Annotated in this window: 20 protein-coding genes and 5 tRNA genes; 16 read left to right on the plus strand and 9 right to left on the minus strand. The window is 51.9% G+C overall.

All coding sequences use genetic code 11. The features are described from left to right. The first annotated feature begins 4 nt into the window (after window positions 1-4). Window positions 5-1,237 carry a glycolate oxidase subunit GlcF gene (glcF, locus tag K7H08_RS08200; protein ID WP_231657667.1) on the plus strand — a complete coding sequence of 411 codons (1,233 nt, stop codon included), beginning with the start codon at window positions 5-7 and terminating at the stop codon, window positions 1,235-1,237. An 87-nt stretch (window positions 1,238-1,324) separates the two neighbouring features. Continuing rightward, window positions 1,325-1,726 carry a GlcG/HbpS family heme-binding protein gene (locus K7H08_RS08205; RefSeq protein ID WP_038477925.1) on the plus strand — a complete coding sequence of 134 codons (402 nt, stop codon included), beginning with the start codon at window positions 1,325-1,327 and terminating at the stop codon, window positions 1,724-1,726. Window positions 1,727-1,872: 146 nt separating this feature from the next. Here K7H08_RS08205 and K7H08_RS08210 read toward each other — a convergent pair. The 6 genes from K7H08_RS08210 to K7H08_RS08235 all read right to left on the minus strand — a co-directional run bounded on the left by K7H08_RS08210 (window position 1,873) and on the right by K7H08_RS08235 (window position 3,316). Further along, window positions 1,873-1,949, minus strand: a tRNA-Asp gene (locus tag K7H08_RS08210). Between the two features lie 78 nt (window positions 1,950-2,027). After that, a tRNA-Val gene (locus K7H08_RS08215) sits at window positions 2,028-2,103 on the minus strand. Window positions 2,104-2,154: 51 nt separating this feature from the next. Then, window positions 2,155-2,231: transfer RNA gene (locus K7H08_RS08220), tRNA-Asp, on the minus strand. 36 nt (window positions 2,232-2,267) lie between these two features. Then, window positions 2,268-2,344: transfer RNA gene (locus tag K7H08_RS08225), tRNA-Asp, on the minus strand. A gap of 50 nt (window positions 2,345-2,394) precedes the next feature. Continuing rightward, window positions 2,395-2,470 (minus strand) — tRNA-Val (locus K7H08_RS08230). Between the two features lie 93 nt (window positions 2,471-2,563). Further along, on the minus strand, window positions 2,564-3,316 hold the full coding sequence (locus tag K7H08_RS08235) for an alpha/beta fold hydrolase (protein ID WP_231657668.1): 753 nt from the start codon (window positions 3,314-3,316) through the stop codon (window positions 2,564-2,566). Window positions 3,317-3,493: 177 nt separating this feature from the next. Between K7H08_RS08235 and ccoN the strand changes: the two genes are divergently transcribed. From ccoN to fnr, 11 genes are all read left to right on the plus strand, one after another. Beyond that, window positions 3,494-4,918: a cytochrome-c oxidase, cbb3-type subunit I gene (gene ccoN / locus K7H08_RS08240; RefSeq protein ID WP_038477931.1), complete on the plus strand. Its 1,425-nt coding sequence runs from the start codon at window positions 3,494-3,496 to the stop codon at window positions 4,916-4,918. 19 nt (window positions 4,919-4,937) lie between these two features. Further along, a complete protein-coding gene (gene ccoO / locus K7H08_RS08245; RefSeq protein WP_038477934.1) occupies window positions 4,938-5,546 on the plus strand; it encodes a cytochrome-c oxidase, cbb3-type subunit II in 609 nt (202 codons plus the stop codon). A 3-nt stretch (window positions 5,547-5,549) separates the two neighbouring features. After that, a complete protein-coding gene (locus K7H08_RS08250) occupies window positions 5,550-5,771 on the plus strand; it encodes a CcoQ/FixQ family Cbb3-type cytochrome c oxidase assembly chaperone (protein WP_038477937.1) in 222 nt (73 codons plus the stop codon). Then, on the plus strand, window positions 5,768-6,697 hold the full coding sequence (ccoP, locus tag K7H08_RS08255) for a cytochrome-c oxidase, cbb3-type subunit III (protein WP_198350215.1): 930 nt from the start codon (window positions 5,768-5,770) through the stop codon (window positions 6,695-6,697). Before K7H08_RS08250 ends, ccoP begins: the two co-directional genes overlap by 4 nt. A 217-nt stretch (window positions 6,698-6,914) precedes the next feature. Beyond that, window positions 6,915-8,351 carry a cytochrome c oxidase accessory protein CcoG gene (gene ccoG / locus K7H08_RS08260; RefSeq protein ID WP_038477943.1) on the plus strand — a complete coding sequence of 479 codons (1,437 nt, stop codon included), beginning with the start codon at window positions 6,915-6,917 and terminating at the stop codon, window positions 8,349-8,351. Window positions 8,352-8,358: 7 nt separating this feature from the next. Beyond that, window positions 8,359-8,883: a FixH family protein gene (locus tag K7H08_RS08265; protein ID WP_038477946.1), complete on the plus strand. Its 525-nt coding sequence runs from the start codon at window positions 8,359-8,361 to the stop codon at window positions 8,881-8,883. Continuing rightward, window positions 8,880-11,357: a heavy metal translocating P-type ATPase gene (locus K7H08_RS08270; RefSeq protein WP_231657669.1), complete on the plus strand. Its 2,478-nt coding sequence runs from the start codon at window positions 8,880-8,882 to the stop codon at window positions 11,355-11,357. The genes K7H08_RS08265 and K7H08_RS08270 overlap by 4 nt, the downstream gene beginning before the upstream one ends. After that, window positions 11,354-11,575 carry a cbb3-type cytochrome oxidase assembly protein CcoS gene (gene ccoS / locus K7H08_RS08275; protein WP_095604068.1) on the plus strand — a complete coding sequence of 74 codons (222 nt, stop codon included), beginning with the start codon at window positions 11,354-11,356 and terminating at the stop codon, window positions 11,573-11,575. The genes K7H08_RS08270 and ccoS overlap by 4 nt, the downstream gene beginning before the upstream one ends. Continuing rightward, complete coding sequence (locus K7H08_RS08280) at window positions 11,572-12,267, plus strand: sulfite exporter TauE/SafE family protein (protein ID WP_198350217.1); 696 nt, start codon at window positions 11,572-11,574, stop codon at window positions 12,265-12,267. Before ccoS ends, K7H08_RS08280 begins: the two co-directional genes overlap by 4 nt. Before the next feature lie 128 nt (window positions 12,268-12,395). Next, window positions 12,396-13,823: an oxygen-independent coproporphyrinogen III oxidase gene (gene hemN, locus K7H08_RS08285; protein ID WP_231657670.1), complete on the plus strand. Its 1,428-nt coding sequence runs from the start codon at window positions 12,396-12,398 to the stop codon at window positions 13,821-13,823. A gap of 58 nt (window positions 13,824-13,881) precedes the next feature. Further along, window positions 13,882-14,634 (plus strand): fumarate/nitrate reduction transcriptional regulator Fnr, encoded by a 753-nt coding sequence (gene fnr, locus K7H08_RS08290; protein ID WP_038477961.1) that lies wholly within the window; start codon window positions 13,882-13,884, stop codon window positions 14,632-14,634. On the opposite strand, the gene ttcA is transcribed toward fnr, so the two are convergent. The 3 genes from ttcA to K7H08_RS08305 all read right to left on the minus strand — a co-directional run bounded on the left by ttcA (window position 14,621) and on the right by K7H08_RS08305 (window position 18,126). Next, a complete protein-coding gene (ttcA, locus tag K7H08_RS08295) occupies window positions 14,621-15,586 on the minus strand; it encodes a tRNA 2-thiocytidine(32) synthetase TtcA (protein WP_231657671.1) in 966 nt (321 codons plus the stop codon). The genes fnr and ttcA overlap by 14 nt on opposite strands. A 66-nt stretch (window positions 15,587-15,652) precedes the next feature. Further along, window positions 15,653-16,303 (minus strand): DNA polymerase III subunit epsilon, encoded by a 651-nt coding sequence (locus K7H08_RS08300; protein WP_038486222.1) that lies wholly within the window; start codon window positions 16,301-16,303, stop codon window positions 15,653-15,655. 5 nt (window positions 16,304-16,308) lie between these two features. Beyond that, window positions 16,309-18,126, minus strand: coding sequence for a putative nucleotidyltransferase substrate binding domain-containing protein (locus K7H08_RS08305; RefSeq protein WP_231657672.1), 1,818 nt, complete (start codon window positions 18,124-18,126; stop codon window positions 16,309-16,311). Window positions 18,127-18,721: 595 nt separating this feature from the next. Between K7H08_RS08305 and K7H08_RS08310 the strand changes: the two genes are divergently transcribed. From K7H08_RS08310 to K7H08_RS08320, 3 genes are all read left to right on the plus strand, one after another. Further along, window positions 18,722-18,982 carry a DUF4212 domain-containing protein gene (locus K7H08_RS08310; protein ID WP_038477966.1) on the plus strand — a complete coding sequence of 87 codons (261 nt, stop codon included), beginning with the start codon at window positions 18,722-18,724 and terminating at the stop codon, window positions 18,980-18,982. A gap of 6 nt (window positions 18,983-18,988) precedes the next feature. Then, on the plus strand, window positions 18,989-20,770 hold the full coding sequence (locus K7H08_RS08315) for a sodium:solute symporter family protein (protein ID WP_038477969.1): 1,782 nt from the start codon (window positions 18,989-18,991) through the stop codon (window positions 20,768-20,770). A 106-nt stretch (window positions 20,771-20,876) separates the two neighbouring features. Beyond that, window positions 20,877-21,407, plus strand: coding sequence for a hypothetical protein (locus tag K7H08_RS08320; RefSeq protein ID WP_120386388.1), 531 nt, complete (start codon window positions 20,877-20,879; stop codon window positions 21,405-21,407). Window positions 21,408-21,466: the final 59 nt, after the last annotated feature.

The following is a 21,466-nucleotide window of genomic DNA, read 5'->3' on the forward strand; positions in this document are numbered from 1 at the left end:
AGACATGCAGACGCACTTTACCGATGCTGATCGCCAAAAACCGCATATTCAGGAGGCCGAGCGCATTCTGCGCACCTGCGTACACTGCGGCTTTTGTAATGCTACCTGTCCCACCTATCAACTGCTAGGCGACGAGCGGGACGGACCACGCGGGCGCATCTATTTAATGAAAGAGCTGCTGGAAAGCCGCGATGATAATGATCAGGTCACCGAAGAGACACGCCTGCATCTAGACCGCTGTTTGACCTGTCGCAATTGTGAAACCACCTGCCCTTCAGGCGTGGAATATCACAAACTTTTGGATATCGGTCGTGCAGAAATTGACCGCCGGGTTCCTCGCCCCATGGCCGAACGCGCCCAACGCTATGCGCTGCGTAAGATGCTGGTAGACCCTAAGCGCTTCAAAGCACTTCTGTCCTTAGGGCAAACCTTCAAACCCCTGGTGCCTGGCAAGCTACGCAGTAAGATGCCACCGACGCCAGTCGACGCAGGCCAACGTCCGGATAGCCAACGCCATTCTCGCAAGGTGCTAATATTAGAAGGGTGCGTTCAACCAGGCCTATCGCCAAACACCAATGCAGCGACCGCTCGACTGCTAGACCGTCTTGGGATTAGCGTGACGCCCATCAGCGAAGCAGGCTGCTGTGGAGCCATTGATTTCCACCTGAATGCCCAGGACGATGGTCGCACTCGCATGCGTGCCAATATCGATGCTTGGTGGCCACAGATCGAACAAGGGGCTGAGGCCATTGTTCAAACGGCCAGCGGCTGCGGCGCTTTTGTCAAAGAGTATGGCGACATGCTCAAAGACGACCCAGCCTATGCCCAGAAAGCGCAAAAAGTCAGCGCACTGGCGAAAGATATTGTCGAAATACTGCGCGATGAGCCAGTAGAGAAGCTCAAGCTGAAAGAGCACCAACGTCTCGCGTTTCACTGCCCTTGCACACTGCAGCACGCCCAGAAGCTCAATGGTGCGGTTGAAGGCGTGCTCAGCAAGCTGGGGTTTTCGCTAACGCCGGTACAAGATGCGCATCTATGCTGTGGCTCAGCTGGCACCTACTCGGTTACCCAGCCAGCGCTTGCCACACAGCTGCGCGATAACAAGCTCAATGCGCTGGAAGCTAGCAACCCAGAGGTTATCATCACTGCCAATATTGGCTGCCAAACCCATCTTGCTAGTGCCAATCGCACCCCGGTACGGCACTGGGTGGAAGTGGTGGATGCTGCCCTGGTATAAACACTAATTCACTTTGCCGCGCTAACAAGCTTTTACAAGCAAACAATAGCGCGGCACTTTACTCCCCTTGATCAAAAGGAAAGTTTGATGCAAAGCAAAGCTGTTCTCGGCCAAGCCGATGTCATTCAGGTACTAGATGCTGCTCAAAAAGAAGCCGATAACAACGGCTGGCCGGTCACCATTGCCATAACGGATGATGGCGGGCATCTACTCGCTCTGCGCCGCTTAGACGGTGCTGCACCCTTCAGTGCCGATGTAGCAACACATAAAGCGCGCAGTGCAGCACTAGGCCGTAAAGAGACCCAAGTATTTGAAGAAATGATTAACGGTGGGCGCACGGCATTTGTCTCTGCGCCACTGCAAGGTTTGCTGTCAGGCGGCGTTCCTATCATCGTCGATGGCAACGTCGTGGGTGCTGTCGGCATCTCAGGCGTGAAGCCTGACCAGGACGTACAGATCGCCAAAGCCGGGGTAAGCGCTATCGCCTGATATTACCGTGCAGCTGCATGGCTGCACGTTATGGCGCTAGAGAATGGACTCAAGGTACTAAATGACACGCAATAAAAAGCCCAGATCAATGATCTGGGCTTTTTGGAATTCGTTCGACTAAAACGTTTAGTCGATGAGTGCTTAAATGGCGGACCGGACGAGACTCGAACTCGCGACCTCCGGCGTGACAGGCCGGCATTCTAACCGACTGAACTACCGGTCCACTTTAAGTCACTTATTTCTAACCATGAAACTAGCTATTTAAAAGCGGTTCAGAGGCGCTTAAAAACATTCAGCTAAATGGTGGGTGGTACTGGGTTCGAACCAGTGACCCCCAGCTTGTAAGGCTGGTGCTCTCCCAACTGAGCTAACCACCCAGGGCATTTAAAGCAATAATGCTTCAAATGGTGCAACTTGATAAGTTATCGTGGCGGACCGGACGAGACTCGAACTCGCGACCTCCGGCGTGACAGGCCGGCATTCTAACCAACTGAACTACCGGTCCGAATAGCGATAACTTTTATACGGTAATAATTGATGATGGCGGACCGGACGAGACTCGAACTCGCGACCTCCGGCGTGACAGGCCGGCATTCTAACCAACTGAACTACCGGTCCACTTAATGCATCAATTGCTACTGCTTCACGTTTCCAACCGACCAAATAAATGGTGGGTGGTACTGGGTTCGAACCAGTGACCCCCAGCTTGTAAGGCTGGTGCTCTCCCAACTGAGCTAACCACCCGCTGGTCACGTGGCGCTGCATTCTACAGGAACTTGGTGATATGTCAACACGGCGCGTTCAAATTTTCGATTCAAACCAGCGTATTGCCACTCGTCACACGTACCTTGCTTGGTGAGCGCGGACGAAGGATGCCGCAAGTATGGCCGCTTCGTCAATCAAAACTTGCTGATTTAATCCAGAAACACGTCTAGGTTTAAAATCATGATCGCCATCAGCAAGCCAAGCAACGTTAATATTATTAGGAAGGTTATAGCCTGAAACCTCATCTACATTGCCAAAGGGATCTCGCTCCCCCTGAAGAATCTGCACGGGGCAACGAATAGCGGGAAAATGTTCCAAACGGGTTTTGTCTAGTTTTTTAGGTGGATGGAAAGGATAGCCCGCGACAATAACGCCAGGACCATGCACTTCATTATTGGCAAGCATTTCACTGGCAAATAAAGTGGCAACACGCCCACCCATCGACTTACCGCCCACCCACAAGGGCTGATCGCTTAAAGACGTCAGTAGCGAGTACCATGAGGCAAAATTAGCCACCGTTTGCTTGATAGGGGGTGGCGGACGGCGTTTACCCTGCTCGTTAATCTGCTGCATGTAGGGAAAATCAATTGCCAATACCTGCATGCCTTGCGCTGCTAACGTCGCGGCAAATTGCCGCATAAACACAGAGCAATGACCCGCCCCTGCGCCATGAGCAAGTAGTATTCGGCCTACCTTAGGCGACCCCAAAACTGAAAGCGGGCCGTGCCCAGTCACTATAAACCGCTGTACGCTGGGATTAGCTAACGCGTCGTTTAAAGCTGCTGGGTGTATATCGACGAAACCAAAACCCGCGTAATAAGACACGATTAACTCCTAATAATTCAGTGTTACTTCTATTGGCGTGTTCAGCTTAGGGCGCGGCTGCGATAGAATCTCTATCGGATCTTGACCTGCATCATCAAGCGGGTGGCCGCACCCGGGCAAAATGCTAATGCAAAATGCTACGGGTTACCCCCTAACCGCGTTCGATGGGAACATGAAATGAGCACAGCACTGGAACACCCGACCTACAACTACAAGGTAGTTCGGCAGTTCGCGATCATGACCGTTGTGTGGGGCATTGTAGGTATGACGCTTGGCGTTATCCTTGCCTCCCAGCTAGTTTGGCCGCAACTGAACCTCGGCTTACCTTGGACAAGCTTCGGGCGCTTACGTCCGTTACACACTAACGCTGTTATCTTCGCCTTCGGTGGCTCAGCGCTATTTGCGACGTCTTACTATGTCGTACAGCGTACCTGTCAGACTCGCCTGTTCTCTGACAAGCTCGCAGCGTTCACCTTCTGGGGATGGCAAGCGGTTATTCTCTCGGCTGTCGTGTCATTGCCGCTAGGCTATACCACTACAAAAGAGTATGCAGAGCTTGAATGGCCTATCAATATTTTGATTGCGGTCGTTTGGATTAGCTACGCTATCGTTTTCTTAATGACGATTAAAAAGCGCACCACTTCCCATATTTACGTGGCGAACTGGTTCTTTGCAGCGTTTATTTTGACCGTCGCGGTGCTGCACATCGTTAATAATGCGGCCATTCCGGTCACCCCCATGTACTCCACCTCGATTTATGCGGGTGCGGTAGATGCGATGGTGCAGTGGTGGTATGGCCACAATGCGGTCGGCTTCTTCCTGACGGCAGGCTTCCTGGGCATGATGTACTACTTCGTGCCAAAACAGGCCGAACGCCCGGTCTATTCCTACCGCCTCTCCATCGTCCATTTCTGGGCGTTGATTATGATTTATATGTGGGCAGGCCCCCACCACCTTCACTACACAGCGCTGCCTAACTGGGCACAGTCGCTGGGTATGATTATGTCTATCATCCTGCTTGCGCCTTCCTGGGGCGGTATGATTAACGGCATGATGACCCTGTCTGGCGCTTGGCATAAACTGCGCACCGATCCAACACTTCGCTTCCTGGTGGTAGCGCTGTCGTTCTACGGCATGTCGACGTTTGAAGGGCCAATGATGGCCATCAAGACCGTCAACGCGCTGTCGCATTACACCGATTGGACCATTGGTCACGTGCATGCTGGTGCGCTAGGTTGGGTAGCGATGATTACCATTGGCTCTATGTACCACCTGATTCCGCGGGTCTTTGGGCGTACCGAGATGTACTCCGTCAATCTAATTGCGGTGCATTTCTGGTTAGCCACCATTGGTACTGTGTTGTATATCGCCGCCATGTGGGTCAACGGCATCATGCAAGGCCTAATGTGGCGCGCGATTAATGCTGACGGCACGCTGATGTACACCTTTGTAGAGTCTGTCGAAGCCAGTGGCCCCGGCTACTTTGTGCGTATGATTGGCGGCCTCTTCTGGGTAACAGGCATGCTAATTATGGCATTCAACGTTTACATGACCGTAAAACGTCGCGAAACGATTAGCCATTCAGCGCCACAAGCCGCTTAAAACGGGGAAGTTGAGACCAATGAAACACGAGATTGTTGAAAAGAACGTTGGCCTGCTCGCCGTGTTGATCCTGGTTGCGATCAGCTTTGGCGGCCTGGCCGAAGTCGTACCGCTGTTCTTTCAAAAGCAAACAACTGAGCCAGTTGAGGGCCTCAAGCCTCTCACCGCACTGGAACTGGAAGGGCGCGACATATACCGCCGCGAGGGCTGCGTAGGCTGCCACTCCCAGATGGTTCGCCCCTTCAGGGCAGAAACCGAACGCTATGGCCACTATAACGTGGCAGGCGAACAGGTTTACGAACACAACTTCCTTTGGGGTTCTAAGCGCACTGGGCCGGATCTTGCTCGCGTAGGTGGACGTTATAGTGATGATTGGCACCGCGCCCACCTCTATAACCCACGAGATGTGGTACCCGAGTCAGTCATGCCTGAATATCCTTGGCTGTTTGAAAACACCTTGGATGGCGAATCGACACCGGCAAAAATGCGCACGCTGCGTCAGCTAGGCGTGCCATATACCGATGAAGATATCGCCACTGCGACAGAAGACGTTCGCGGCACCCAGGAAATTACTGCACTGGTGGCCTACTTGCAGCAATTAGGCACCGTGCTTGAGGGCACTCGTTAAGTTATGGATACGGGAACTTTCCGCGGCCTTATCACGCTGATATTGATTGTCGCTTTTATTGGCATCTGTTTATGGGCTTATTCCAAGCGACGCAAACCAGACTTCGACGAAGCAGCTAACCTGCCTTTCGCCGATGACGATGATAAGCAACCGACCCGTGACAAGCATGCTTCGTCTGAGCACGAAGTGGATTCCCGCCACGACAGGGGAGATAAAAATACATGAATAATTTATGGGGTGACTCCCTATCCAGCTTCTGGAGCGCCTGGATCATTGTCGTCACACTGGGCACTATCGCTCTGAGCGTTTGGATCTTATTATCCAACCGTCGTACCGATAAAACACCCGATGCTGATGGCAATATCGAAACCACTGGCCACGCGGCTGATGGGATCGAAGAGTACGACAACGCACTACCCCAGTGGTGGTTCAAGCTGTTTATCCTCACCGTTATTTTTGCCTTGGGCTACTTAGTACTTTACCCAGGCCTAGGTAACTATGCGGGCATTTTGGGCTGGTCCCAAGAAGGCCAGTGGGAAGAAGAGGTTGCTAATGCCGAAGAGCGCTTCACACCGATTTTTGCTCAGTATCAGGAAATACCTATTCCTGAATTGGCAAAAGACGCTGAAGCAATGCGGGTAGCAGAGCGTGTTTTCCTGAACAACTGTGCGGTATGTCACGGTTCTAACGCCCAAGGTGGTTACGGCTTCCCGAACCTCACCGATGACGACTGGCTGTATGGCGGTGAGCCGGAAAACATCATGACGACGTTGAATAATGGCCGTAATGGATTAATGCCTGCCTGGCAGCAGCTTGGCGAGAACAACATTGAGAACCTCACTCAGTACGTTCTCTCAATGTCTGGCGAAGAGCATGATGCAGACCGCGCAGCCAGTGGCGAAAGCACTTTCCTAGCAGCGTGCGCGGCATGTCATACACCCAGTGGAACGGGAAATACCGCGCTTGGCGCACCTAACCTTACTGATGATGTATGGCTCTATTTGGCACCGGGACAAAGCGTTGCTGATTCTGTCCGCCAAACACTGCGCAATGGTCGTAACGGCCACATGCCAGCACAAGCGGCTTATATCGGTGAAGAGCGTGTTCATCTAGTAGCCGCTTATGTCTACAGCCTACGCTTCAACGACTAATCGCTTAGTTAGTAGCAACCGCTTGTAGGTAGTATCACGAGGGTGCGGTTTCATACCGCACCCTTTCTTCATCCACCGTCCGTCCAGATACCCTTTCTATCCGTTACACTATTATTTAGCGACACGGCATACAGTTGTGTTATCTAGCGTCGCAGGTTTAACGCCACGATATCCATGCTGCCGCCCATTCCCGCCTTAGTGAGCTGCGATCATCGCCATGGAAAAAATACCTAGCCAAGATATTACGCCGCCGCCCGTTGGGCACCATACCCCTGGGGAAAGTACAACTCAGAGCATGTATGCTAAGCGCCGACATATTTATGTGCGCGAAATTAAAGGGCTCTTCCAGAAAGTAAGGCGCAGCGCCAACTGGGCGCTTATGCTGGGCTTTTTTCTGCTTCCATGGCTGAACTGGGGCGACCGCCCTGCCATCTGGTTTGACCTTCCAGGCCGAGAGTTTCATATTTTTGCTGCCACATTTTATCCCCAAGAGTTCGTATTACTTTCGTGGCTGCTTATTATCTGTGCCTTTGGACTATTTTTTATTACTGTTTTTGCTGGACGCGTTTGGTGTGGCTATACCTGCCCACAAAGCGTCTGGACATTCTTATTTATTTGGCTTGAGCACCGCATAGAGGGATCTAGAAACCACCGTATTAAGCTCGACAAGCAGCCAATGAATGCTGACAAAGCGTGGCGGAAAGGAGCTAAACATTCCGCTTGGTTACTGATTTCTTTGGCTACTGGCATTACTTTTGTGGGTTACTTCACCCCCATCCGCACGCTAGTAACGGAACTGCCTACGCTAGAAGCCCATGGCTGGTCCTATTTTTGGGTTGGCTTCTTTTTAGTATTTACCTATTTAAATGCAGGCTGGCTGCGTGAGCAGGTGTGTATTTACATGTGCCCCTACGCGCGCTTCCAATCAGTCATGTTTGATCGCGACACGCTGATCGTGTCGTACGACGAAGCACGCGGCGAGCCAAGAGGTCGGCGGAAGAAGTCGCTTAGCCATACTCAGGCGAGAGAAGCCGGCTTTGGCGACTGTATAGACTGCGAGCTATGCGTTCAGGTTTGCCCAACAGGTATTGATATTCGTGATGGGCTCCAGTACGAGTGCATTACCTGTGCAGCCTGCATTGATGCCTGTGACAGCGTCATGGACAAAATGGGCTACCCCAAAGGGCTTATTCGCTACACAACGGAAAATGCGCTAGAAGGCAAGAAAAGCCACATCTTACGGCCTCGACTGCTGGGCTACTTTGCCGCGCTGATTATTATGGTCGTTGCGTTTGCCTGGGCGGTTAACGACCGCATACCACTTAGTTTCGACGCCGAGCGTGAGCGCACACAGCTGTATCAAATGACCCGAGAAGGGCAAATCAGCAATGTTTACAGCCTTACAGTGCGTAACCTTGATAACCAGCCACACACTTACCAAATCAGTGTGTTAGGCCTACCCAGTTTAACGCTAGATAGCGCGTCGATTAGCGTGCCAGCCGGCGAGTCTCGCATTCAGGTAGTCACCGTACTTGCAAACCCTCAAGATCTAAGCCAGCCCAGCCACCCCATTACTTTTGTGCTACAAGCACAACAAGATGAGCAAATCCGTCAGGAGCGTGAAGCCCGCTTCTTAGGTAACGCCAGGAGATAAATGCGTTATGTCAGACCCTACGATTACACCTTGGTACAAACAGTTCTGGCCATGGTTTTTGTTAGGCTTGCTGTTCTCCTCCATTATTGTCAGCACGACCTTTGCGGTTATGTCGATCAAAAGCTACGACGGTATGGTGGTACAAGAAGATTACTACGAGCACGGCAAAGCAATTAACATGGTATTCGCCAAGCAAGAGCAAGCGCGCGCTTTAAATTTAAGTGCCGAGTTACGCATTGATCCGCTTACCAGCGATATTGTTGTTGATCTTGCGGGTGATGCTCGCCCAGATAAGCTCTATCTAGATCTTATCTTTCCCACCGAAGACGATCGTGACCAGTCGTTTGTACTAGAGCATGTGCGCGAAGGCCGCTACATCACTCAAGGACCTGACAATCTGCGCTATCGCTGGTATCTACAGCTACAGCCAGAGCAAGGCGATGAATCAGAATGGCGCCTTATCGGAGAAGCACGCTTTCCTGACGAAAACACGATTGCACTACTACCTGGCGGGCGCTCGGAGAACGAATGACCACGACCGCCCTTAGCTGCTACCACTGCGGCAACCCGGTGCCCGAAGGGGCACCGTGGCGAATTAACATTGACGACACATCCAAACCACTATGCTGCCCAGGTTGCGAGGCCGTCGCCCACGCCATCGTTGATGGCGGGTTGGAGAGCTATTATCGCTATCGCACAGAAATGCCAGAGCGCCCTGACGAGCGCCAAGCTGCCAAAGCAGAAACCTGGTCGGTATTTGATGACCCAGGGCTGCAAGCGCAGTTTGTTCACCCAGAGGGTGACGAAGGACAAGTACGAGCCACACTAGCAATAGACGGCATCACCTGTGCAGCCTGCGCCTGGCTCATTGAACACCGTTTGAATGCACTTGATGGCGTTACTTCTAGCGCGGTCAACCTTACCCATCATCGCCTACGTGTGAGCTGGGACCCCGCCGTCATCAACCTCTCACAGCTGTTCGCTGAACTAGCGGCCATTGGCTACGATGCGCAGCCCTATGAACCTGATCAAGCCCAAACGCGCTTACAACATGAAGAACGCATGAATGTGCGCCGCCTGATTGTCGCGGCTGTCGGGATGATGCAGGTCATGATGTTCTCCATTCCCATTTATGTATCGGGGCCAGGTGAGCTTAGCGAAGACTTTTACGCTCTGTTTCACTGGCTATCGTTTGCCCTAGCCACGCCCGTGGTATTTTTCTCAGCGCAGCCTTTTTTCCGTAACGCATTGCGTGATCTGAAAACCGGCGTTCTTGGCATGGATGTGCCGGTCTCGCTAGCCATTGGCGGCGCCTATTTGGCGAGCAGTTATGCAGTGCTGTTTAACGTTGGCGATGTTTATTTCGACTCGGTCGCCATGTTTACCTTCTTCTTGCTATTTGGCCGCTATGTAGAAGGTAGGGCCAGGCGGCGCAGCGGCCACAGTGGCAATGCGCTGAGCGGCGTTTTGCCGGTGTCCGCTATTCGCCTTGAAGCTGATGGCAGTGAACGCATTCTGCCTGCCAGTGAACTTAAAGAAGGCGACCGCGTGCTCATCAAGCCCGGTCATGGCGTTCCCGCTGACGGCATTATCGAAGACGGCGAATCCAGCCTTGATGAGTCGATGCTGACCGGTGAGTATTTGCCAGTGACTCGACGGGTAGGCGAAAGCGTGGTGGGTGGCAGCCAAAACATGGAAAACCCGCTCACCATAAAGGTAACCCATGCTGGCAATAGCGCCAGAGTGGCCGGTATTGTCGATTTAACCGATCGCGCCTTTGCAAGTCGCCCACGACTTGCCCAGATGGCGGCGCGTATGGCGCACCTGTTTGTATTACGACTGCTGATCGTTACCGCGTGTGTCACCGTAGCATGGTGGTTTATTGATCCATCTCGCGTGCTATGGGTACTACTCTCGGTATTAGTAGTCACTTGCCCTTGTGCACTGGCGCTGGCCACCCCCACTGCGCTGACAGCAGGGCATGGCCAATTGCGCCAGCGAGGCGTACTAATTACACGTGCTGACGCGATCGAATCACTCTCCAACGTCACCCGCGTGATCTTTGATAAGACCGGTACGCTGACCCGCGGCGAAATGCAGCTGACCCAAACGCATCCTATTGACCAACAGCATCTCGCCCACAGCGATACGACGCTCAGTGAAGAGCATGCCCAAGCCATCGCGGCGGCGCTAGAGGCACACTCTGAACACCCCATTGCCAGAGCTTTTCGCCCATTTAGAGATGCCACTCTGCAGGCACGCAACATCAAAAGTGTGACTGGAAGCGGGCTAGAAGGCACTTTAAACGGCGCAACATGGCGATTAGGCAAACCTGATTTTGCGACGACAACCGCGCTGCCTCCACCAGGCACCGGCCAGTGGCTTTTACTCAGTGAAAACAGCGCACCACGTGCCTGGTTCAAGCTACACGATGGCATTCGTGAAGATGCGGCTCAAACCGTTGCCGCACTTCAAGCCCGCGGATTGGAAGTAGAACTACTTTCTGGTGACACGCAAGAAGCGGTAGAGAGCTTGGCAGAACAGCTCAATATTACCACGTGGCACGCTGGCAAATCGCCTGAGGGCAAGCTGGCACGACTACGTGAGTTACAAGCCAGCGGTGAGCGTGTCGTGATGATCGGTGACGGTATCAATGATGTGCCGGTATTAGCTGGCGCTGACGTTGCCATTGCTATGAATGGCGCCACAGACCTCGCCCGTACCCGCGCCGACGCGATATTGCTCAGTCCACGCCTAATGCGTATTTTTGAGGCGATTGATATTTCCTGCGCCACACGCCGAATTATGCGCCAAAATATGATGTGGTCGGTTTGCTACAACTTTTCGGCACTGCCTTTAGCAGCAATGGGGTTAATCCCCCCCTGGCTCGCTGCGATTGGCATGTCGCTAAGTTCCCTGATTGTGGTAGGTAACGCGCTGCGTCTCACTCGCTGGCGTACGCCGCCCGCCCCTCAGATTGCCCTATCAACACCGGTGACGGCATGACGATTTTATACTTACTGATACCCCTTTCACTCACTCTTCTGGGCCTCGCGGTGTGGGCGTTTTTCTGGGCCGTGAAACACGACCAGTTTGACGATTTGGAAGGCCCAGCCCACCGCATTCTATTCGACGATGATGAGAATGACCTGACTCCCGAGCAGCGTGCCGCACGTAAAAAAAGCGGCTCTTCTTCTCAAGATAACCAAGAGCCGCCCGCATGAATCCGACGGGACTTGATTTACCGCCCCTGCTAGCCGCGTTTGTATTTGGCTTAATGGGCGGCGCCCACTGTATCGGCATGTGTGGCGGCATTATGAGCGCGCTGACCTTTGCCGTACCGCCTAGCATGCGACACCCTGCCCGCATGGGTGGGCTGCTGATTAGCTATAACGCCGGACGCATTCTCAGCTATATGGTGGCGGGTGCCATTGTTGCTGCACTTGGCACACTTATCTCACTTTCTCCGTCTGCACGTGTTGCATTGCAGGCTTTCGCCGCATTGATGCTCATCTTAATGGCGCTCTATATCGCCAACTGGTGGAAAGGACTGCTGAAAGTAGAAGCGGTGGGAAGGCACCTTTGGCGATATATTGAGCCAGTGGGAAGACGCCTGATGCCTGTCGTGCGACTTCCTCAAGCCTTCGCCCTAGGGACACTGTGGGGCTGGCTACCCTGTGGGCTGGTTTACTCCATGCTAGCCTGGAGCTTAGCGATTGCAGACCCACTCGATGGCGCGCTTCTAATGGGGGCTTTTGGCCTGGGTACACTCCCTGCTCTGCTGGCAACAGGACTTGCAGCACAGCAGTTAAGCCATTTAATTCGCCACCCTGCCACTCGCAGCGTCGCCGCACTGTCGATTATAAGTTTCGCCCTTTGGCAGCTATGGACGCTTATTCCTCTAACAGCGCATTAGTCAGACCCTCCTATAGTTTGATATAGCTCAACGCATTCCAAGTGACACCGACGTAGCATGCCGAGAGAACACTGAGCGACGGCGCTCAGTCACTCCTTTTGTTTACTTCTCACTTCGGAGCGCTCGCCATGCCCGTTCATGCCACTGCTGCCTTCTCACCTACCAACACTGATGTGTCTGGGGCTAATGCCTGGAATGAAACGCTGCTGCGTCGCTATGACAAAAGTGGCCCACGTTACACGTCCTACCCGACAGCTCTAGCGTTTCATGAGCAGTTTAGTGCCGATGACTTTACTCAGGCGCTAGCGCGCAGTAACGAGAGCCACCGCCCGCTATCACTGTATGTACATGTACCCTTTTGTCGAAGAATTTGCTTCTACTGCGCTTGCAATAAAATCGCAACGAAGAATACCGCCCTTGCAGAACCTTACCTTTCTCGGCTAGATCGAGAAATGGTGCTCACTGCCCGCCATTTAGACATTTCACGCCCGGTGCAACAGTTACACTGGGGTGGTGGTACGCCCACATTTCTAACCTTGGCACAGATGGGGGACCTAATTGACCGCCTAGATGCCCGTTTTGGTTTATCTAGCTCAGCCGATCGCGATTACGCTATTGAAATAGATCCTCGTGAAGCAGATGTATTTACGTTGCGCCATCTACAGTCTCTCGGCTTTAATCGACTAAGCCTTGGCGTGCAGGATTTAAATCCGCAGGTACAAAAAGCCATCAACCGAGTACAACCCCGGGTACTCACCGAAACGTTGATGGAAGAAGCACACCGTCTTGGTTTTCGCTCACTCAATCTTGATTTAATTTATGGGCTGCCATTTCAAACCGAAAAAAGCTTTGCTGAGACGCTAAGTCAAGTCATCGAACTCAACCCTGCACGGCTGTCCGTATTTAATTATGCGCACATGCCCACCCGCTTTGCGCCACAACGACGCATTAACGAAACGGACCTCCCCAGCGCTGATGAAAAGCTGGCTATTTTGCATACCACCATAGAAATGCTGACTAACGCAGGCTATGTGCATATTGGCATGGATCACTTTGCACGACCTGACGATAGCCTAGCGATTGCACAGCGCAACGGCACCTTACAACGCAATTTCCAGGGCTACTCTAGCCATGCACAGTGCGATTTAGTTGGCTTAGGCGTATCCGCTATATCACGGGTTGACGACGTTTACGCACAAAACCCGACTCAGCTTGACCAATATGAAGCAGCCTTAGATCAAGGTAAGCTGGCAACCGTCAAAGGATTAAGGTTAAATAAGGACGACCTAATACGAAGAGACGTGATTGAACGGCTAATGTGCGACATGCACATTGATCTAGCGGCAGTTGGAAAGCGTTGGCACATCGATGCTAATGACTATTTCTCCACCGCAATTGAGCAATTGAAGACAGCTGAGCAAGACGGCTTAATCACTCGCCATCAGCAAGTTATTAGCGCCACCCCCACTGGACGGCTACTGATTCGCCATTTGGCGATGGCCTTTGATGCTCGCCTAGCTGATCAGCCTACTCAGCGCTACTCTAAGATTGTATAAGCTTCTTGAGACGTCTTGCCTCTGGGCCTATGATGGCTAACGAGAAAGGGAGAATGATATGCCACACCCCGCCAGCCAACGACGCTCACTGCTGCAAGAGGCGCGCTGCCAGACCTGTAGCCTAAGCTCGCTGTGTCTACCGCTTGCCTTAGAGCTTGAGGACATGAGCCAGTTTGATGCCATCATTCGCCGCCGCGCACCACTCAAAAAAGGCGAGCCCCTATTTCGTCAGGGTGATCACTTCACTAGTGTGTATGCCGTCCGCTCAGGCAGCCTGAAACAGGTGACCAGCGAAGGGAACGGCAATGATCAGTTGACAAATTTCTACCTTCCCAGCGAACTAGTGGGATTGGACGGAATTGACGAAGAGCACTACCCCGGTAGCGTCATTGCACTGGAAACCACTACGGTGTGTGAAATCCCATTTGACCGTTTGGACCTGCTTTCCGAAGAACTGCCCGAACTACGTGGCCAGCTTTATCGGAGCATGAGCAAAGAATTGCGAGATGACCGGCGTATGATGCGCTTGCTATCGCGCAAAACGGCCGATCAGCGACTAGCCAGCTTTTTAGTCACCCTTTCAGACCGTTTTCGTCGACGTGGATACTCGCCTTATAGCTTCAGACTCTCCATGTCCCGCGCCGACATCGGCAATTACTTAGGCTTGGCGGTAGAAACGGTCAGCCGTATTCTTAGCCGCTTTCAACAGCAAGAGGTGGTGGCTGTTTCCGGTCGCGAGGTTAATATTTTAGATATGCGGCGCCTCATCACGCTAGCTGAAGAGGAAGAACAGTCGGCTAGTCCACGCTAAGCGCCTGAATACGCCCTTCCATCAACGCCGCTTGTTTGGCTTCAAGGCCAGCAAAGTCAAATAAACGGCGGTCTGCTAGCTGGGAAGGCGCTACATTGGTCACCGCTTTAAACATGCTTTCTAGACGTCCTGGGTGTTTTTTATCCCACTCAGCCAACATATCTTTGACAACTTGACGCTGGAGATTGGGCTGAGAGCCACATAAGTTGCAGGGAATAATAGGGAATTCCATTAGTCGAGAAAACTCTCCAATATCAGCCTCTTTGCAGTAGGCAAGGGGGCGAATGACAATATTCTTGCCATCGTCAGATAAAAGTTTGGGAGGCATTGCTTTCAAAGTGCCACCAAAGAACATGTTAAGAAATAACGTTTCTAAAATATCTTCACGATGATGCCCTAGGGCAATTTTCGTTGCCCCAATTTCCTCGGCAAACCCATAGAGCGAGCCACGTCTTAGTCGTGAGCAGAGCGCGCAGGTCGTTTTTCCTTCTGGGGTTTTCTCTTTCACCACCGAGTAGGTGTCACGCTCTAGAATGTGGTATTCAACACCCACTTTATCTAGGTACTGGGGCAGCACATGCTCCGGGAAGCCTGGCTGTTTTTGATCCATATTGACAGCGACCAGAGAGAAGTTAACAGGCGCGTTGCGCTGCAGGTTAAGCAGTATCTCCAGCATCGTATAGCTATCTTTGCCGCCAGACAGGCACACCATCACCTTGTCACCTTCACCAATCATTTGATAATCAATGATGGCGTTGCCAACCTCTCGCCGTAAGCGCTTTTGTAGCTTATTAAATTCACGCTTTTGTTTAGCGGCGTGATGCTCGGATGGTGTCTGTGCGCTATTAACAGCAGGGCTGTCAACAGAAACAGTATCAGGCGCTGCGGGGTCAAAATAGTTAGGTTGTAGCATGGTGTAGGCACTGCCGATGGTAGAAGAAGCAGCGGGCATTCTAACAAGACTCACCACGTCCACCCAAGATAAACCCGTGGATTCATCCCATGAGGGTAGTAACGACTACCCTTGCTGGGCGATCTCGCGCTGCAAACGCAGATATAAAAGCGCGCTTGCGGTTGCATCCCCCAGCACTCCCATCCATTGAAGAGCGGGTATTTGCCAACGAGCGAGCGCTTCGGTTAGGCGGCCGCTCGTCTCACACTGTGGATGTAAGCGACGCAGCTGACGATAGTGTAGCTTTCCAACATCGACCTGGGCATTGGGCAAACCAAATCCCAACCCGGCTTTAAACAAAAGATTTAGGTGTTCCACCGAGCGGCCTAACTGCCAACCAATTAGCGGCCGATTACCGATGAATTCAGCTAGCGCCCCAAGATGCTCAGCGTTAGGCGCCAGCACCGTGTCCGTCGCATACAGCTGATGATGTCGCCGCAATGCAGGGGCGTTGTTGTTTTGCTCTTCTGCCAGGGTAGCCACCCAGGCTCGGCTGGTCTGCACTCTCCCTGGGCTTAAGACAACAGCAGCGACGCTGACCACCGGCGCTTGGCCTGGGCTAACCTGGCAGGCAAGCGCCACCATTTCTTCCCCCATGTAGGGCTGAAACAGCCATGCGTAGGGGGAATCTGCCCAACGTCGACGGTCGCTTTCGCGCTGCATTAATGTACGCAGCGAGCCACTGAGCAGTGACATATGCCGGTCTAACAAGCGCATTCCGCTCACGAATACTCCAAATGATAACGATGGGAGAGCCGCTGCTTAAAATCTTTTACGATATGCAGCGCCTCACGCAACAGGTCACGCTCAAGGGACGAGAGTTCTTGCACCACAACACGGTTACTACGCTGCTGAGTCGACGCTTCTGCTGTCTGCAACTGCTGCTTTAAACGTAGTTCGGTAAACAGCGCCAGCGCCTCGCCCAGGTCGTCAGCAAAACGGCGATCAAGACGACCATCTTCTGCTAAAGCGTCCAGGCGATCTAAGGTGGAAGTGGCATTAATGCGTCGCTCGAGGGCCATTGTGCGCACCCCATGAACAATAGGGAAAATACCGCCTTTTTTAATATCGATCCCATGCTGAGGCTTTTTTAAGGAGCCAAATAGCGTTAGCGGTGTTGAGAAACGCAGCGCAGCACGCGCAAAGTAAGACAGCAATAGCTCATCCCGTGAGCAGCGTTCAAACAGCTCTGCACGCACGCTGTCTAGCAATTGCGGATTACCAGCCACACCATGGGCATCCAGCAAAATCGCCAGCTTCATTAGGCTGTCGCCATCTCTTGCACTCACCCATTTAGCAATGTTGTTTTTCCATTGCGACACAGTGCCAACCCATTCAGGATTAGACACCATGATATTACCTGGGCATGGTGGGTAGCCGAGCTGAATCAGCGTTTGGGTAAGCACATTCATGTCTTCGGCAAGCGAAGGCCATTGGCTGTCATCGGCTAAAATCAGGCCATTATCTTGATCTGTTTTAAGAATTTGTTCACCGCGCCCTTCGCTCCCCATCACCATTAGGCAACTTTGGGAGTGATACTGCTCAGGAATAACAAATGACCACGCTTTATTGATAATTCGGCCATTCAACGCGGCCAGTAGGTCCATGGCAAAACGTAGCTTGACCCCTTGCGCCATAAGCGCATTCACCAATTCTGGCGTGCGTTGACTGGCAGCCGCCAATGCTTCTAAGCTATTCGCCTGTTCTACCTGCAGACTAACGACATAGCTACGGCTCGAAAAATAGCTAAGGACATCCGTTAGCTCCACCACCCCTTTCAGGGCGCCCTGTTCCATAACCACTACCCGCGTTACTTTATGCCGCGTCATCAGCACGAGCGCTTCAAATAAGTATTGATGGGGGGTAACGGTCACCAACGAGAAATGGGCCACATCCTCAACGGGCGCTGTATGTTCATAGTTATTCAGCACGACACCATTGAGCAAATCGGTTTTAGTGACAATGCCAAACTCGCCCTGGGTTTTGACTAGCAAGCTATCTGCATGGCTATCGTTGAGCTGACGCACCGCGCTGACAATATCTGTCGATGCATCCATGATAAGAGGTTCACGCATACATTCGCTGACTTTAGCCAACATAAAACCGGCCATGGTCACGCCACCTTCGGCACGCTTTTCAGTCATTAATCGCGCTTTGTGAGATAGCGACTGCTTGAAGAAATTTTCGAAGTCAGGATGATGACGGCATAGTTTTATAAATAGCGCCTTCGGCATCACATAGCACAAGCACTCTTGTTCAGCCTGGAAGCGATAGCGGCTTTTACCGTTCAGAATACTAATGGCACCAAACAGATCACCAGCTGTGTAGTGCCCAATCCGTGCACTAGACGCTGGCAGGGTAGGATCCAGCTCAGCAACTTCGCCCTTGTGAATCAAAAATACCGATTCACCCGCTTGCCCCATCTCGATAATAATTTCATCACGATCAAAATAGGCGATGTCCATACCACGACGAACGTGGTCACGCCCTTCATCATCAATTAATGTGAAGGGCAATTGGGAAAGATCAACGTCAATCATGAGTGACCCCAGTTAATCGCGATGAAGAACACAATGGCTTAAGGTTTGATTGCTTTTTAACCAGCGCCTTTATTATACCTTTTGCTATACCGCTAACGTCGCAAAGACGTTTGTTTAGCGACCAAAGTAGCGACACGAACTAGCAAACTTGGCCACTTAATATACCACCTATTAAAAGTAGCAAACATTGCTTTTAAGCGACCCATAGACCATCGTCCTATCACTCAGACATGAAAGCTAAAAAAACTTCAAAAACAAGTGTTTATTTTCAAAAACAAACATCACAATACGTACTGAAAGCTCATTGATACCAAAGTCTGGGATTTATTTTTTGCAATTATTGCCCACTATTAACAACGGGCTATACAGGATGTTCACGTGGCACTTGTTAAACACTTATCAAGGCACTGAAGAAAACCTTGCCAAACCATTAACCAGCAGAGCAACTTAACCAACAAGGTGATATGCGTCTAATCGCACTAAATCATCGCAGACAACTAAAAGAGCGGTTTTCTATGAAGGATTGCCCTAATGGATCACACGCTATCCTGAGTTAACTTTCCAACCCTAAAAATCACAACTGGAGAGCACCACAATGGCAGATGACAAATCCAACGCTGCTGAATACTGGAAAGCCAACGTCCGATTAATCTTTGGATGCTTGGCCGTTTGGGCGTTCGTTTCTTATGGATGTGCCATTCTCTTTCGTCCGCTGCTAGCGGGCATTCCCGTTGGTGGGACTGACTTGGGCTTTTGGTTCGCTCAACAGGGCTCCATCCTCACCTTCATCGTACTGATCTTCTTCTATGCCTGGAGAATGAACAAACTCGATGCAAAATTCGGCCTTGGGGAGTAAGCCAGTATGAGCCAGTTTGCCATTAACCTATTGTTTGTCGGCGCGTCGTTTGCGCTCTATATCGGGATTGCGATATGGGCACGAGCCGGGTCGACCAAAGACTTCTACGTTGCCGGTGGCGGCGTTCACCCTATCACCAACGGTATGGCGACTGCCGCTGACTGGATGTCAGCTGCATCGTTTATTTCAATGGCCGGTCTGCTAGCGTCTGGCGGATACGCTAACTCCACCTTCTTGATGGGCTGGACAGGTGGTTACGTTATCCTGGCAATGCTGCTAGCGCCTTACCTGCGTAAGTTTGGCAAGTTTACAGTGCCCGACTTTATTGGTGACCGTTTCTACAGCAACACTGCGCGCTTCGTCGCGATTGTGTGTTTGATCGTTGCCTCTGTTACTTACGTTATCGGTCAAATGACCGGTGCTGGCGTTGCTTTCTCGCGCTTCTTGGAAGTGAGCAACACCTGGGGTATCTGGATCGCAGCGCTGATTGTGTTCCTGTATGCCGTTTTTGGCGGCATGAAAGGTATTACCTACACGCAGGTCGCTCAGTACGTAGTGCTTATCATCGCCTATACTATTCCGGCGGTGTTCATTGCCATGCAACTAACCGGCAACCCGATTCCGATGTTCGGTATGTTCAGTACTCATACGGAGTCTGGTATTCCGCTACTGACCAAACTGGATGAAGTGGTCAATGCACTTGGTTTCCGCGACTATACCGCCGACGTCGATAATAAGCTGAACATGGTGCTGTTTACTCTGTCGCTAATGGTGGGTACTGCTGGTTTACCCCACGTCATTATTCGCTTTTTCACTGTGCCGAAAGTTGCTGATGCGCGCTGGTCCGCTGGTTGGGCACTTGTATTCATTGCACTGCTGTACCTCACCGCTCCTGCGGTTGGTTCCATGGCGCGTCTAAACTTGGCTACCACCGTCTATCCCGAGATGGCAGGACAAGTAGAGAATTACGAAGAAGCCGCCCGCAATCCGATTCTCTATGAAGATCGTCCTGAGTGGGTGCGCACGTGGGAAGAAACCGGGCTTATCGCCTTCAACGATCTCAACAATGACGGCCGCATCCAAATGTACAATGATGCTACCGACTATTCTGATCGTGGCTGGGAAGGTAACGAGCTGACCGTTAATAATGATATTCTCGTACTGGCGAACCCTGAAATTGCCAACTTGCCGGGCTGGGTTATCGGCCTGATTGCGGCAGGCGGTATCGCTGCAGCTCTTTCAACAGCGGCTGGCCTACTATTGGCTATCTCGTCAGCCATTAGTCATGACTTGATCAAAACAATGATCAATCCGAAAATCTCTGAAAAGGGTGAAATGCTGGCAGCACGCATCTCAATGGGCGGTGCAATTCTTCTGGCTACCTATCTCGGGCTTAATCCACCCGGGTTCGCAGCACAGACCGTTGCACTTGCCTTTGGTATCGCTGGTGCCTCACTGTTCCCAGCGCTGATGATGGGCATTTTCTCCAAGCGTATGAACAGCAAAGGCGCGATTTGCGGCATGCTGGCAGGTCTGATCTGCACCCTGCTCTATATCTTCACCTATCTCGGTTGGTTCTTCGTCCCCGGCACCAACATGCTGGCTAACACGCCAGACAATTGGATCCTGGGCATTTCACCGCTCTCCTTCGGTGCAATAGGCGCGATGATTAACTTTGCAACTGCGTTTGCTGTCTCTAGCGCAACGGAAGAGCCTCCACAGGAGATTCAAGACTTGGTAGAAAGCGTTCGCTACCCGAAAGGTGCTGGTGTCGCGGTCGACCACTAAGTCATAATCGGCTCCTCCTCTTTGGCACACTGCCATTAGATTCGGAATCGATACTTCTCATCGGGCTTCCTTAGGGGAGCCCGATGTCATTTAGAAAGGATATTTTATGATTTGGCATCTTGTTGCCGCTGTATTTGCAGGGCTTGCCGCCGCAGGGATAGGCCTATTACTTAGAACGCTTAGCCGTAAACGGCTGCCTAAATGGATCGTGCCCGTTTTTGGTGGCCTGGGTATGCTTGGGTATCAGGTCTCAACCGAATACAGCTGGTTTGAACACAAGCGCTCTCAACTACCTGAAACTGCCATCGTCATTTCCAGCGATACGTCTAGCGCCGTGTGGCGACCATGGACCTTTGTGTTTCCGATGACGACTAAATTCAGCATCGTTGATAGCGACAATGTGCGCGCTCGTCACATTGACGATGAGTTAATTGCTGAATTTATTCTCTATCAATTCGAACGCCGCCATACCGATATACTGACCACTCAGCCTTATGTCTTGAACTGCGCTCACCGCGAGATAGTCCCCCTGAATACAGAGACGGGCGACGCTGAATTAAGCGAACGCCGCACGCTACGGGAAACCGCGCCTTTGCTAACAACCGTTTGCCAACTTGCCGCCGACCAGCAGACGTGATGCCCCTCCTTCGCCTAGAATAGGGTCTTTATTTAGATGATCGTTATTTGATATTAGAT

It is taken from the genome of Halomonas sp. IOP_6, from assembly GCF_021151565.1.
Classification (GTDB): domain Bacteria; phylum Pseudomonadota; class Gammaproteobacteria; order Pseudomonadales; family Halomonadaceae; genus Vreelandella; species Vreelandella alkaliphila.

What these genes read in the sequence shown, in the direction of transcription:
- K7H08_RS08310 (WP_038477966.1), top strand. Translation starts at nt 18,722, where the DNA reads ATGGCAGATGACAAATCCAACGCTGCTGAATACTGGAAAGCCAACGTC.
- K7H08_RS08320 (WP_120386388.1), top strand. Translation starts at nt 20,877, where the DNA reads ATGATTTGGCATCTTGTTGCCGCTGTATTTGCAGGGCTTGCCGCCGCA.
- ccoO (WP_038477934.1), top strand. Translation starts at nt 4,938, where the DNA reads ATGAAACACGAGATTGTTGAAAAGAACGTTGGCCTGCTCGCCGTGTTG.
- ccoP (WP_198350215.1), top strand. Translation starts at nt 5,768, where the DNA reads ATGAATAATTTATGGGGTGACTCCCTATCCAGCTTCTGGAGCGCCTGG.
- K7H08_RS08265 (WP_038477946.1), top strand. Translation starts at nt 8,359, where the DNA reads ATGTCAGACCCTACGATTACACCTTGGTACAAACAGTTCTGGCCATGG.
- hemN (WP_231657670.1), top strand. Translation starts at nt 12,396, where the DNA reads ATGCCCGTTCATGCCACTGCTGCCTTCTCACCTACCAACACTGATGTG.
- glcF (WP_231657667.1), top strand. Translation starts at nt 5, where the DNA reads ATGCAGACGCACTTTACCGATGCTGATCGCCAAAAACCGCATATTCAG.
- K7H08_RS08280 (WP_198350217.1), top strand. Translation starts at nt 11,572, where the DNA reads ATGAATCCGACGGGACTTGATTTACCGCCCCTGCTAGCCGCGTTTGTA.
- K7H08_RS08315 (WP_038477969.1), top strand. Translation starts at nt 18,989, where the DNA reads ATGAGCCAGTTTGCCATTAACCTATTGTTTGTCGGCGCGTCGTTTGCG.
- ccoN (WP_038477931.1), top strand. Translation starts at nt 3,494, where the DNA reads ATGAGCACAGCACTGGAACACCCGACCTACAACTACAAGGTAGTTCGG.
- fnr (WP_038477961.1), top strand. Translation starts at nt 13,882, where the DNA reads ATGCCACACCCCGCCAGCCAACGACGCTCACTGCTGCAAGAGGCGCGC.
- K7H08_RS08205 (WP_038477925.1), top strand. Translation starts at nt 1,325, where the DNA reads ATGCAAAGCAAAGCTGTTCTCGGCCAAGCCGATGTCATTCAGGTACTA.
- K7H08_RS08300 (WP_038486222.1), bottom strand. Translation starts at nt 16,303, where the DNA reads ATGCGCTTGTTAGACCGGCATATGTCACTGCTCAGTGGCTCGCTGCGT.
- ccoS (WP_095604068.1), top strand. Translation starts at nt 11,354, where the DNA reads ATGACGATTTTATACTTACTGATACCCCTTTCACTCACTCTTCTGGGC.
- K7H08_RS08305 (WP_231657672.1), bottom strand. Translation starts at nt 18,126, where the DNA reads ATGATTGACGTTGATCTTTCCCAATTGCCCTTCACATTAATTGATGAT.
- K7H08_RS08250 (WP_038477937.1), top strand. Translation starts at nt 5,550, where the DNA reads ATGGATACGGGAACTTTCCGCGGCCTTATCACGCTGATATTGATTGTC.
- ttcA (WP_231657671.1), bottom strand. Translation starts at nt 15,586, where the DNA reads ATGCCCGCTGCTTCTTCTACCATCGGCAGTGCCTACACCATGCTACAA.
- ccoG (WP_038477943.1), top strand. Translation starts at nt 6,915, where the DNA reads ATGGAAAAAATACCTAGCCAAGATATTACGCCGCCGCCCGTTGGGCAC.
- K7H08_RS08270 (WP_231657669.1), top strand. Translation starts at nt 8,880, where the DNA reads ATGACCACGACCGCCCTTAGCTGCTACCACTGCGGCAACCCGGTGCCC.